The organism is Paenibacillus sp. IHB B 3084 (assembly GCF_001447315.1).
Lineage (GTDB): Bacteria > Bacillota > Bacilli > Paenibacillales > Paenibacillaceae > Paenibacillus.
The window spans coordinates 4,410,347-4,422,781 of record NZ_CP013203.1 but is presented as its reverse complement, the minus strand read 5'-3'; the positions used below and the strand labels follow the sequence as shown (position 1 = coordinate 4,422,781).

12 protein-coding genes and 2 pseudogenes are annotated in these 12,435 nt (G+C 44.4%); 2 read left to right on the top strand and 12 right to left on the bottom strand.

Translation table 11 applies throughout. From position 1 onward, the window contains the following. Window positions 1-76: 76 nt before the first annotated feature. From ASL14_RS20760 to ASL14_RS20750, 3 genes are all read right to left on the bottom strand, one after another. Window positions 77-787 (bottom strand): 5'-methylthioadenosine/adenosylhomocysteine nucleosidase, encoded by a 711-nt coding sequence (locus ASL14_RS20760; protein ID WP_134913285.1) that lies wholly within the window; start codon window positions 785-787, stop codon window positions 77-79. A 42-nt stretch (window positions 788-829) separates the two neighbouring features. After that, window positions 830-2,005 (bottom strand): aminotransferase class I/II-fold pyridoxal phosphate-dependent enzyme, encoded by a 1,176-nt coding sequence (locus tag ASL14_RS20755; RefSeq protein WP_134913284.1) that lies wholly within the window; start codon window positions 2,003-2,005, stop codon window positions 830-832. 70 nt (window positions 2,006-2,075) lie between these two features. Continuing rightward, the gene (locus tag ASL14_RS20750; protein WP_134913283.1) at window positions 2,076-2,915 is read right to left on the bottom strand and encodes a MetQ/NlpA family ABC transporter substrate-binding protein; all 840 of its coding nucleotides are present in this window, start codon (window positions 2,913-2,915) and stop codon (window positions 2,076-2,078) included. 285 nt (window positions 2,916-3,200) lie between these two features. Between ASL14_RS20750 and ASL14_RS20745 the strand changes: the two genes are divergently transcribed. Both ASL14_RS20745 and ASL14_RS20740 read left to right on the top strand, forming a co-directional pair. Then, a complete protein-coding gene (locus ASL14_RS20745; protein WP_134910922.1) occupies window positions 3,201-4,652 on the top strand; it encodes an IS1182 family transposase in 1,452 nt (483 codons plus the stop codon). 208 nt (window positions 4,653-4,860) lie between these two features. Continuing rightward, window positions 4,861-5,244, top strand: a pseudogene (locus tag ASL14_RS20740) (YdhK family protein); the annotation flags it as partial. 233 nt (window positions 5,245-5,477) lie between these two features. Here the strand turns inward: ASL14_RS20740 and ASL14_RS20735 are convergent. From ASL14_RS20735 to ASL14_RS20700, 9 genes and pseudogenes are all read right to left on the bottom strand, one after another. After that, a complete protein-coding gene (locus tag ASL14_RS20735) occupies window positions 5,478-7,262 on the bottom strand; it encodes a stalk domain-containing protein (RefSeq protein ID WP_223264071.1) in 1,785 nt (594 codons plus the stop codon). Between the two features lie 288 nt (window positions 7,263-7,550). Further along, window positions 7,551-8,048, bottom strand: a complete 498-nt coding sequence (locus ASL14_RS20730) for a methylated-DNA--[protein]-cysteine S-methyltransferase (RefSeq protein WP_134913282.1) — start codon at window positions 8,046-8,048, stop codon at window positions 7,551-7,553. Between the two features lie 44 nt (window positions 8,049-8,092). Then, entirely contained in the window at window positions 8,093-8,650 is a 558-nt protein-coding gene (locus ASL14_RS20725; RefSeq protein ID WP_187644808.1) for a bifunctional transcriptional activator/DNA repair enzyme AdaA, read from the bottom strand. Between the two features lie 33 nt (window positions 8,651-8,683). Beyond that, window positions 8,684-9,451 carry an isocitrate lyase/PEP mutase family protein gene (locus ASL14_RS20720; RefSeq protein ID WP_134913280.1) on the bottom strand — a complete coding sequence of 256 codons (768 nt, stop codon included), beginning with the start codon at window positions 9,449-9,451 and terminating at the stop codon, window positions 8,684-8,686. 224 nt (window positions 9,452-9,675) lie between these two features. Then, window positions 9,676-10,446: an NmrA family NAD(P)-binding protein gene (locus ASL14_RS20715; RefSeq protein ID WP_134913279.1), complete on the bottom strand. Its 771-nt coding sequence runs from the start codon at window positions 10,444-10,446 to the stop codon at window positions 9,676-9,678. An 8-nt stretch (window positions 10,447-10,454) separates the two neighbouring features. Continuing rightward, the gene (locus tag ASL14_RS27480) at window positions 10,455-10,604 is read right to left on the bottom strand and encodes a hypothetical protein (protein ID WP_189338189.1); all 150 of its coding nucleotides are present in this window, start codon (window positions 10,602-10,604) and stop codon (window positions 10,455-10,457) included. A 174-nt stretch (window positions 10,605-10,778) separates the two neighbouring features. Then, window positions 10,779-11,345: a LysR family transcriptional regulator substrate-binding protein gene (locus tag ASL14_RS20710; RefSeq protein ID WP_237171648.1), complete on the bottom strand. Its 567-nt coding sequence runs from the start codon at window positions 11,343-11,345 to the stop codon at window positions 10,779-10,781. Between the two features lie 44 nt (window positions 11,346-11,389). After that, window positions 11,390-11,668, bottom strand: coding sequence for a LysR family transcriptional regulator (locus ASL14_RS20705; protein WP_134913277.1), 279 nt, complete (start codon window positions 11,666-11,668; stop codon window positions 11,390-11,392). Between the two features lie 227 nt (window positions 11,669-11,895). Then, a pseudogene (locus ASL14_RS20700) lies at window positions 11,896-12,260 on the bottom strand (hypothetical protein). Window positions 12,261-12,435 lie beyond the last annotated feature (175 nt).

Genomic DNA, 12,435 nt, shown 5'->3' with positions numbered 1-12,435 from the left:
TCGAAAAGCACGACAAACAAAATACGTTGACCATACACGATGGGAACGAGCGGAAAAAAAAGCGCTTCTGAATATACTATAGCTTGGCTCTATCGTATGCAGCTACAAGAGCCACAACCACTGCTGCCGAGTTGGCCGCAGCTAGGTCAAGATTGGAATTAAAGGAACCCGCCGCTTCTGCTCCGGCAAGATCAGACAGAGAACGAACGGCCAGAAACGGAATACCAAACTGGTACGCTGTCTGGACGACCGCCGTCCCTTCCATATCCGTCACCTTGGCTTCAGGAAACTGGCTGCGAATAAAGTGGGCCCGCTCAGCCTGGTAGATAAAGGAGTCTGCCGTCGTAATCAGACCAGTAACGATCCGCCCCTCAATCTTGGTCTCTACCAGTGTTTCTGTCGCAAAATCAAGCAGCGCTTGCTCCACCGGATAACTTGCCGGCATCTGCGGCACCTGCCCGTATGTATAGCCGAACGCCGTTCCATCCACATCGCTGTAAGTCAGCTCGGTCGCCACTACGACATCCCCAACACGAAGCGCTGGATCAAGCCCGCCAGCAGACCCGGTATTAATGACAAGCTCCGGGTTAAAGCGCTCAATCAGCAGCGCCGTAGTCAAGGCCGCGTTCGCTTTACCAATTCCCGATTGCAGCAGTACAACTTCTTTGCCCTGAAGGCGGCCTGTATAAAAAATTCCATTCGCGATCCGGGTCATGCTTATCCCTTCGATCTGCGCTTTCAAACCTGCTATTTCTTCTTCCATGGCTCCGATAATGGCTATACTCAAAGTTCGTTTCTCGCTCCCTCCATACATTCCTTGCATTTTAGTTTATTTTTTAAAAATGCCCGTTGCGGCGATTCTCTGCACCGCCTCCAGTAGCCGTTCTTCACTGTTCACCAGACTCACCCGCACATAGGATGCTCCGGCACGACTAAAACCTTCGCCGGGAGCCACTGCAACATGGGCCTCGTCTAATAAAAAGTCCGCAAAAGAAGCGGAGGTATAGCCCTCAGGCACCTTGAACCAGGCGAAAAAAGTTCCTTTGGGTGCGGCTACATCCCAGCCAATACCACGCAACGCCGCAATGAGAACATCGCGTCGCCGCTCATATAATGCCGCCAGTTCCCGCACCGGCTCCTGCGAACCCAGTAATGCCACAGCACCCGCATCCTGCACCGCTCCAAAAACAGTGCTGTAAGCATGTGTATGATAATGCTTGAGCGCACCGATAACAGACGCGTTTCCAACAGCAAAGCCGAAGCGCCAGCCAGCCATGTTGTACGTTTTGGAAGCCGTATACGTCTCGACACCATATTCCTTGCCGCCGGGGATTTGCAATAGACTGAGCGGCTTATGCCCCCCAAACCCAAGGGCACCGTAAGCAAAATCGTTCATAACCGGAAAACGGTGCTCAGCGGCATAGTCCAACGTCTTCGTCAGAAAATCTGTAGTAGCTACAGCCCCAGTCGGATTGTTCGGATAATTCAGAATGAGCAATTTGACCTGTTGGGCGATTTCTTCCGGCACCGATGTATAATCAGGCAAAAATCCATCCTTTTCATGGAGCGGAATCGTATGGATATGGGCTCTTGCCAGCGCAGCAGCGGAAACATATTGCGGGTACGCCGGGTCGGTGGTCAGCAACCAGTCACCGGGATTTAGCAATGCCTGCGGAATCCCCATTACCCCTATGGCGGAGCCGTTGAATACGGCAACCTCCCGATCGGGATCAAGCTCCACCTGATACTCCCGTTTATAGAACGCGGCGACTGCCTCCAGTGTGCTTTTTTTCCCGTGAAAAGGCGGGTAGCCCTGATTTATCGGTTGATCAACTGCTTCCTTCAAAGCGCTGATGATATGCGCCGGTGTCTGCTGATCCGGGTTGCCGGCTGCCAAATTGATTACATCTATTAATTTGCTTTTGTACAGGTTCACTTTGTCGTCAATGACGCTAAAATAGTTGTCAGGCAGAGCCTTAACGAGATCAGAGGATGAAAAAATCACGTTCATTGCCACCTTTTATCCATAAGATACAGGCTGACAGTGTCAGCCCGCAGAAGACAGTAACCCCATATTATTTAAAATAGCTTGGCAGCTTATAGCCTTCATAAACCGGATTCGATTTGATGTACTTTTGGAATTCATCTGAATGATACCCCTCAATAATGTCTTTGACGAATGGCTTGTCCTTGTTCTTGCTATCCACAGCCACCACGTTCGTGAATGGGTCTGTCATATTTTCAAGCTGTAATGCCGAGGTCAGCTTCATTCCATTCGAAACGGCAAAGTTCCCCTGAATAGCAGCAAAATCAACATCCTCCAGTGCGCGTGGTCCCTGTGCCGGGTCAGTAGCCACAAATTGCAAATGATGCGGATTAGAAGTGATGTCGTTCACCGATGTTTGCAGTGGATCAATATTATCCTTTAACGTAATCCAGCCCACTTCTTTTAAAATATTCAGCGCACGCAGCATATTGACTGGCTCGTTCGGCAGGTTGATTTGAGCACCGTCGCTGACTTCGTCAAGGCTGGTATGCTTGCTGGAGTACAATCCCATCGGTGGAGTCGGAACCTGCACAGCTCCAACCAGATCAATATTCTCCCGCTTATTCATAGAAGCCAGATAGAGTGAATGCTGGAACACATTAGCATCAATATCACCATTAGCCACAGCTACATTGGGCTGAACGCCGTCTGTAAATTCTTTATATGTAATCTTGTAGCCCTTCTTCTCCAAATACGGAGCCACTCCATTCTTGAACTGATCACTATAAGGACCTGGATTAAAACTGATATGCAGTGTCTTCTTTTCTTCACTCGCAGCATTTCCCGTCGTATTCTTACTGCCACAGCCAGAGATAAAAAGTGCGACTGCTCCCACCAGCAGTATAAATGGAACCCATTTTTTCTTCATTTCGATTTCTCCCCCTAATATCATCTGCTTTTTGTTAAGTTAGAATGCTGCAATCCAATCAAATTCCGAGTAATCTTATGTGTTTATAAATATTACAATGATATTTTGATAACTGTCAACAATATTTGATAACACATCTTCTCCATAACAAAAAAGGACCGCATCCGGCGAGGCCACTGAAAAAGTCTCCCAGCTCACCAAAAGAGACAGTTCCTCATTTTTTTGAAGAGTCTGTCTCTTTTTTTCGGTATAATTGAAGTATCTTATCCAAGGTTGGTGATCCCTGTGCTCCCGAAACAGCAGAGCTTTTTGTTGAGTCCGTATACAGCACTTTACGATGTACTCATCCCCAAAGATCATATGTTGCGGAGAATGGACGAACTGGTGGACTTTAGCTTTGTGTATGAGGAACTGCATGACAACTATTGTCATGACAACGGACGTACAGCTGTAGATCCGGTTCGGATGTTTAAATATTTGCTACTCAAGTCCATCTTTGACTTGTCTGACATCGACCTGGTTGAGCGCTCAAAAACGGATTTGTCATTCAAGTTTTTTCTGCATATGGCTCCAGAAGAAGCTGTCATTGATCCCAGTCTACTCACCAAGTTTCGCAAATTACGGCTCAAAGGTATGAAGTTGTTAGATTTGCTCATCGGCAAAACGGTGGAAATCGCCATCGAAAAAGGCGTTATTCACAGTAAATCTATTATTGTGGACGCAACTCATACCCAAGCCCGCTACACTGAAAAAACACCGCAAGCCGTGCTACGGGAACGTTCCAAGCGTCTCAGAAAGGCCATCTACACGCTGGATGAATCCATGAAAAGTAAGTTTCCCGCCAAACCCGCCACGGATGTCCTAGAAGATGAAATCCAGTATAGCCAGCAACTGGTCGCTGTGATTGAACAGGATGGGCGATTTACCGGACTGCCGAAGGTTACAGAACCGTTGAATTTATTGAAAGAAACCGTCACCGACGATGTGGAGCATCTGCAAACGTCTGCGGATCCCGATGCCAAAAGGGGTCACAAAAGTGTGGACTTCTCGTTTTTTGGTTACAAAACCCACATCGCTATGAGTGAAGAGCGAATCATAACAGCGGCAACAATTACCACCGGGGAAAAACACGACGGCAAGCAACTCCAAACCTTGATTGAAAAAAGTAAGGCGGTAGGAATGAAAGTGGAAACGGTGATTGGAGATGCAGCCTATTCAGAAAAAGATAACCTCGCCTACAGTGCACAAGAAAACATCCAACTGGTCGCAAAACTACATCCTTTGATTACTCAGGGAAACCGAAAGAAGGAAGACGAATTTGAGTTCAATAAAGATGCAGGGATGTATGTGTGCAAGGCTGGTCATCTGGCAACTCGCCGGGCGCGGCAGGGGAAAAAAGGCCGAGGAGAAAACCAAACCGACACCTATTACTTTGACGTAGAAACATGCAAGCGATGCCTTCTTCGGGAAGGCTGCTACAAGGACGGGGCAAAAAGCAAGACGTATTCTGTAAGTATAAAAAGCGACGAACATCTGGCTCAAGCCGTATTTCAGGAGAGTGAGGTCTTTAAGACCAAGGCCAAAGAGCGATACAAAATTGAAGCCAAGAACAGTGAACTCAAGCACAGACACGGGTATGATGTGGCATCCTCCTCGGGTCTGATTGGCATGGAAATGCAAGGAGCGATGGCGATTTTCGCGGTGAATCTGAAGCGGATCTTGAAGTTGATGAGCTAAAAAGAGGAGCACTCGTAGACATGAGGAAGCAAAAAAAAGACGACATCTCATTCAAAAATAAAGGAATGAATGTCGTCTTTTTAATGGATTCTCTTTCAGCTATCTGTAAGAACCATGTTTTTCAGTGGCCTCCATCCGGCGACTCCTTTGATCTCATATTTCACTAGCTCCATAATATCAGGCACACCTGTCTATTTTTAATCACCCCAATCCAGCCTTCAAAGTTGGCAGCCAAGCGATCATCCGAGCTGACCATATGGCAGGCATGAACGGCGCTACTGCCACGATTATTGGTGCTTATATGACTACTGCTTATACGGTTTCATATACTCCAACCACTGGAGGGGAAAAAGTGACTAAACATAAGTGGGTTATTCATGAAGAGATTAAAGATGCGGGCAGCGAGCCCTATGCACCGGGCACGGAAGTTATCCTGGCAGCAGATCATATGAAGGGGATGGATGGGGCCAAGGCTACCATTGATTCCGCGGAGCCAACGACCGTATATATGGTAGATTATACGCCGACTACAGGAGGAGAGCCTGTCAAAAATCATAAATGGGTGACGGAGAGTGAGCTTTCAGCCATTTAGAACTCTTACATCACAGGTTGCTTATGATAGCAAAAGGGAGCCTGACATCAGCTCCCTTTATACGGCTTTATTATGGTTTGGACAAACCTACTTCGCTAAATTCAGCTTAGCATCCTTAATATCATACAAGGTTCCTTTGTTGCTATCTACGAGCTTTTTCATTTGTTTATTGGCCAGTCCGCTTGCAGGAACTATCGCATTAAAAATAACGCCATTTTTCTGTAATTGCTCGTTTATTTCGTCCACTGAAAAACGGGCTTTACCCAGCGCTGTATTTTATCATGTACGGGTGCATCTGTAATGAATATGATGGTTTTGGAATTAGAGCTTTTGGAAAATTTACTTACAGCCAGCTGGATGGCCTCCAGCCCGGATTCTTTCAGATCCCCGCCAGCAGAAGGACGTAACGTATTCAAATTCCCTTTTAACTTGCTCTTATCCGCCGTAAAATCAAAATACTCCAAATCTTTATCTGCTGTTAAATTAATGTCCCGAAATGCAACAACGGCAAATTGGGAGCCTGATGGAACCAAATCAACAAAGCCTTTAACCTTCTGTCTTACATAATCCAGCGTTCCGGTCATACTACTCGTAACATCAATAACGAATACGATATCAGAAGATTTGGTGATGGTATTGGATATATTGTTCAGTATGGCAGGCTTCGATTGTGGCTCAGTGTTGGCCTCGTCTTCATCCATTAATTGTTCACTTTCATTTGTTGTTAAAACCTGTTGCGGGGCAAGAAAGATCACAACACTCTGAGCGGCAATATTCCACTTCACCTTGGCTCCCAGCGCCTCACTTACAAAGCGGATAGGAACCATCACTTTGCCGTTAATTAATCTCGGCGCCGCATTGAGACGCACTAACTTACCATTGATATAGGCATCTCTGGAGCCTACGCTTAACTTGATCGTTGTATTCCCTTTGGTCGCGGTAACGGTCTTCGTAGCACCATCCCATTTCACCTTCGCTCCAAGCGCCTCAAAAACAGTACGAAACGGCACCAGCATGCTTCCGCTAATCGAAGTCGCAGGCTGCTCATATTGTTGCAGCTTCCCATCAATAAACACCAAAACCTGAGCTTTGTTATTATTTACGGGAATAAACTGGGGGACAGACGCTGCCGAATTGCCCGACTGATCCATCATTTTAATATAAAAGTAGTACCCGCCCGTAGACAAGTTCAGGTTGCTCAAAGGGTAGCTAAACGTTGTTTCCGGATCGAACTGGATGCGTTTAACCAACTGTTCTTCCGAATTTTTCACCATAACGTAGGAAGTGTACGTGGGCTGAATATTTTTCATCTTCAAACGAACTGTAAACGAAGTACCCGAAGAATTGATCGTAAACGTACCCGGAAAGCTTTCTCCAGACGGTATAGACAAAGGAATCTCGGGTGATTCATCTACAGCTTGATCTTCTTTAGACTCGATAACGGGCTGCGTTACTTTCGGCTCATCAACAGATGGAGCAGCCACTGGTTCACTGACCGTTGGAGCCATTTTGGATTCCGCTTCAAGCTGAATGATTCTTGGATCACGGAAAAATGATATTATTGAGAATTTATCGGAGGGCTCTGTGTCGATGGTGTCCAATTTATTGTAGTAAAATTCAATTTTCGCCCCAAAAGGAGGTGCTGGTGCTTTATTTTCAATCGTTAGTGTTTTGTTTACGTAATCAACTGTGAAATCAGAAGGAGAAAAGTGCGTATTGTCAATAATTAAATGGGTCTTGGTGCCTTCTTTAATCACATTGCGGGTCTTTATTTTGAAAGTACGACTCAGACCATCTCCATTAGGAAGAGCTACACCCCACATTTTTCCGGCAGACCATTCCATGTCTGGTTCAATCGGAAACTCAATATAATTCTTTGATCCTGGATAAGGTGCTGCGTGAGTATCCGAAATTGTTATCGTAGAATTAGCATAATCAACCGAAAAATCTCCGGGGAAAATTTCAGTAAGATTGCTGTACAAACGAATTGGAGTACCTTGCTTAATACTATAGTCCATATTAAATTTAAACTCTTTGTTGATCCCGTTACCATCATCAAGTATAAGTATAAGCTTGTTTCCATCTCTTAGTACCATAGAATTGTCTGCATGTGCTCTTTCTGTTCCTACAGCAAACAAACCCATGAGCATCGTTGAAAACATAAATAAAAATATAGTCCTTCTGAACTTCATCCTTATTTCCCCTTTTTGAATCTTTCTTTTTGGTAAATCATAGCATAGGGTTAGATGAAGTTAATTCCATCTGATGACAATTATGGATATTGTGTCTTACTTTTTTTGCTGTTGTTACATATTCATATTTAGCTCCTTGAATTGATTCTCATGCCTGAGTAGCCATTCCTTTCTCCATAAGCCCCCCGCATAACCCGTTAATTTCTGGTTGGAACCAATAATTCGGTGGCATGGAATCACGATACTCAGCTTGTTTTTCCCATTGGCGCTGCCTACAGCTCTAATGGCTTTTTCATTTCCAATCGAAGAGGCAATGTCTTTATAGGCCGCTGTTTCACCGTAGCCTACTTTCACCAAAGCATCCCATACATTTTTCTGAAAATCTGTGCCCTCAAAAGCATAAGGAAACGTAAACTCATAGCGCGTACCTTTAAAATACTCGTCAAGCTGACTAGCGCACGCCTCTAAAACGGGGTGTGAAGTCTCGTCCAGCATCGTGGTAGTTGATGTATCCCGATCAGAGAACATGATAGAATGGACGGCCTCATCTGTGCCCCATATTTCTATCTCTCCAATCGGGGATGCATAATTCAATAAATATAGCCTGCTCATAAAAGGATAACAACCTCCTGTGTCTATAGATCTACAGCATCTATTCACCTGTTCAGCTTCCTGTATTCACTAGGGGAACACTGCTTCAAACAGCGAAATGCCTTATAAAAATTCGAAGGACTTTGAAAGCCCGTCTCATAGCAAATCTCAAGATTGGTACAATCGGTACTTTTAAGCAGATAAGCTGCTTTATCCACTCTTATTTTTTCCAGATAGGTACGCGGGGTTTCTGAGGTTTCCTGTTTAAAGATTCGGTCCAGATAAAAGGGACTTACTCCAGCATAATCCGCAATATCCTGCAGTACCAGTCGTTCCTTATAGTGATTGACCAGGAAGGTAACCACAGTCTGGACAAGCCTGATATACGGTGAATGATCAATATGAGGTTGACATCTTTTGCAGGCACGAAACCCCGCCTTTTCCACAGTATCGATGTCATCATAAAACTCAACATTTACTTTTTTCGGCTTTTTGGATCGACAGGAAGGTCGGCAGTATATTCGGGTTGTTTTCACCGCGGTAAAAAACAACCCGTCATATTTACGATCACACGCCATAATTTTCTCCCACATTTCTTCAAAAGAAAGATTGATTTCAGCCATGATCGAATATCCTGTCCTTTCTAAAGTTCATCCTCACGCATATAAATGCGAAGTATCTTGTAGCTCTATCAGTTGCTCAGCGTTCTTTTTCAAAGCAGTAATGATATGATCCGAAAATGCATTGCCAAAGCTAAACCGTTTCACTCCTAATTGCTGAACCTTACGGGTATTCGTCAGCCCCGGCAAGGATAAAAGATTAAGCGGAGCATGTACCTGATGTACCACTTCCCTGATCTCTTCATCAACCTTCAACCCCGGAACAAAAATTCCGCTCGCTCCACTCTCCACATACGATTTTGCTCGTTCGATCGTTTCGGAAAGCGGAACATCCTTTTGTAAATATGTATCCGTTCTTGCATTTATAAAAAAATCGTTAAATCCATGAGCATCCAGTGCTGCTCTTATTTTGGACAGAAGGTTACTATGCAGAACCACTTCTCGAAGTCCCTTTTGCTGTTTTAATGAATCTTCAATATTAATCCCTGCGACTCCCACATCTGCTGTCCTTAAAACATGCTCGACAATCGTTGCTGTGTCCTCCCCATACCCTGCCTCAATATCTGCCGACACCGGAATCTGGACATGATCTGCAATCGTCTGAATAATCCTTATATGCTGGTCAAAATCAATAAGCTCCCCGTCGGACAATCCAAGCGTATTCGCAATCCCCCAGCTCGTCGTGCCAATCGCCTGAAAGCCTGCCTTCTCCAAAGCCACGGCAGATAACAAGTCCCACGCATTCCCCAAAAACAACAGTTCCTCTGATGTGTGAAGTGCTTTAAATTGCTGTATTTTGTTCATGTAATAGCCTCCTGATATGTGATGTATCTCATTCTATCAAGAGGATATTTTTGTTTCGTCCTCATTCTTGCCCTTATGGTCTGTGGGAATCTATTTGCTCCAAATCCACCAAGCAAATTGAAAATATTTTCAACAAAACAATAAAGGTTATTCAAACGAAAACAAAAAACCAGAGGCTCCTCGAAGGGGTTCTCTGGCACATTTCACATGCTTGTTCTACCGAATCAAAATTCACCGCGATCATAAGCTTGTTGTATCATTTCCCGGATGGTTTTGCGCTTCTGACCCGTCAATTTCTCCACATCATCGCTGAGCACCGCCATCAGACCTTCACGCAAAGCGCGGCCGCCCGTTACCATATCATCACTACACCAAGGAATAGGCGAATTTTTCATCCCTTGATCTGTGTTTCTCGGTACACCCAGACTATCCCACAATGCATACATTTCCTCATCCGTTTTATTTACAAAACGAAGCGGTCTGCCTGTAATTTCGGTCGTGATCTGCACAATATCATCGGCTGAAAGCAGCTCCGGACCTGTAACATCATAGGTCGTATTATCTTCTCCCTTACCTAACAACAGTGCTACGGCCGTTTGGGCACAGTCTTCACGCGAAATAAACGCGCATTTTCCATCTCCATAATTGAAAATCCATTCACCCTTGTTCAAGGCATCCGGCAATCCATAGCGAAGCAAGGATTCAAAATATTGACTGTCACGCATGAAGTTCCATTTCAGGCCGGATTGTTGAATATATTTTTCGGTAATACGATGGTCTACGGTAACCAAAGCGGGGTTTTCGTCATCACCTGCACCCAAAAAGGACGTGTACACGATTTTCTTTACGCCCGCCGCTACTGCACCGTCTACCGCATTTTTGTGCATTTGCACCCGTTCTTCTCCAATAATCGGCATCGAAACCAGAAAGAATTGCTCCCCGCCTTCAAAAGCGTTTTTAATAGATTCCACGCTGTTAAAATCCGCTTTTCTCACATCTACGCCTAATTTTTATATTCATCCAAAGCTTCTGGGTTAGGGCTTGTAAAAATAAGGTTCTCCGGTGCTACAGTTTTGAGAATTCCTTTAGCCACACTGCTTCCGAATTGTCCATCTGCTCCTGTAATAATTGTTTTCCCTTGTACATTCGCCATGTCCAACAGCTCCTTTGTTTTACGCTCTATCATTTAGTAATTGTTTTCACAAACCTAAGTTCGACTTGTTATCTTGATTTTAAATCAAGGCTCCGTCTGGTCATAACATAAAATAATTATACCTCATAAGTTTAACTTATGAGGCCCAACACATCTGCTATATACGAGAGTCTACTATACAACGGTCTCTTTCACGTACGATAGAAAGCTTTCCGTTAATGTATTCAAGGATTTGGACGGATATCCCACGACAATTTGAAATTGATGCGGCGAGTTCGTAATGGACAGATAAGAGATTCTGTTATCCTGGGTGACTTGGGGCACATTGGGGAAAAAGGCAACACCTCTATGCAGCTCTACTAATAGAATCAGCGTTTCCAGCGTTGAAACCTTCTCAATAACACATGGCTCATAGCCGTCCGCACGGCAATTTTCGATCATTCCGTTCAAAGCTACAGAGGAAGGCTCTTCACTCAGAAAAATAATTTTTTCATGCTGAAGCTCTTTGGATTCGATGGTCTTCTGATTCGCTTTCGGATGCTTTTTCCCCACGCCCAAGAGCATGCTGCCTTTAAATACCGGATACTGTTTGATTTTCTTGTTATTCTCGTCAAAAGCACAGTCCATGGTGAAAGCAACATCACAGGCCCCATTGCTCAAAGCCTCCACCAGATCGTCAATATTTTTCTTGATAAATGTAATTTCTACATCCAGGTGCAGCTCTTGAAATTTGACAGCGATATCCGAAATGAGCTGGATTTCATAGAGACTGGAGTAGCCTATGGTCAGGATGCGATTTTGATTTTTATAGATATGCTGCGCTTTTTAATAGCATTCTGATATTGGCTCAGCATCGCTTGAACATCCTTGTAAAACACCGCTCCGGCTTCGGTCAACTTAATAGGATTTACAGTGCGATCAAACAGCTTGATACTAAGTTCTTTCTCCAAAGAGGCGATCTGCTGACTGATGGCGGTTTGCGAAATATAATGCCTTTTAGCTGCTTGGGTAAAACTTGAGAGCTCAGCAACCGACACAAAATACTCCAGCTTTGAAAGACTCATAGATTCCTCCTACACAAAAATGCTCCCTGATTTGAACTTTAAAATACGTAATTATGTAATTTGTATGTCCTCAGTATACTATAAACCCCCTATTCTCTCGTACAGTTCCTCTCATCATTCAAGTATGTAAGTCGCGTGTACAAATAGAAAGACTGCCCCGGAAGCCCGAAACTTGCAAGCTCCTGAAACAGTCTTGTAAAATGTTCCTTAAGTCGAAAGGGAGGTCGTTAGATCAAACGATAGCCGGATGGAAGTTTCCCGGTACTGCGGATATTACGGATTTGCTGCAACATCAAACGTTGATTGGTAGAGATAAGAGATTCTACATCATTTCCACGAATCAGATCATCCAGGTCGGCGAAGCGGCGATTGCCTCTAAAGACTTGAAAATTACCTTTAAACCGTGTGCGGGTAAAGAGTACCAGTGTAGCATCGCTGCTTGTAGAAAAGAAACGCAGGCTCTTTATGCCATCGAGAACGGATCACGAATACCTAAATTTCCCGTGTATACTCTGCTGGCCCCCCGAAAATTTTCTTCACCAAAGACGGTAAGACGCGGATACGTTTGAGATACAAATGCTTTGCTGATCATGTTGTAATTCCTCCTTTCCAATTCTAGCTTATGTCCACTGGAAGAATTGGTTTGGGCCTGGGATTACCATTTCACAAAATCGTTCTATGATTTCATAAACACGTAACAGACTTGAAAAAGGAACATATGTTCTGTATAATCTAGCTTGGCACATTGTATAATCCTGAACTAACGG

Bases quoted from the DNA above. Each gene is read 5' to 3' on its own strand.
- ASL14_RS20750 (WP_134913283.1), bottom strand. From the start codon at position 2,915: ATGAAGAAAAAATGGGTTCCATTTATACTGCTGGTGGGAGCAGTCGCA.
- ASL14_RS20735 (WP_223264071.1), bottom strand. From the start codon at position 7,262: ATGGACTATAGTATTAAGCAAGGTACTCCAATTCGTTTGTACAGCAAT.
- ASL14_RS20730 (WP_134913282.1), bottom strand. From the start codon at position 8,048: ATGAGCAGGCTATATTTATTGAATTATGCATCCCCGATTGGAGAGATA.
- ASL14_RS20725 (WP_187644808.1), bottom strand. From the start codon at position 8,650: ATGGCTGAAATCAATCTTTCTTTTGAAGAAATGTGGGAGAAAATTATG.
- ASL14_RS20720 (WP_134913280.1), bottom strand. From the start codon at position 9,451: ATGAACAAAATACAGCAATTTAAAGCACTTCACACATCAGAGGAACTG.
- ASL14_RS27480 (WP_189338189.1), bottom strand. From the start codon at position 10,604: ATGGCGAATGTACAAGGGAAAACAATTATTACAGGAGCAGATGGACAA.
- ASL14_RS20705 (WP_134913277.1), bottom strand. From the start codon at position 11,668: ATGAGTCTTTCAAAGCTGGAGTATTTTGTGTCGGTTGCTGAGCTCTCA.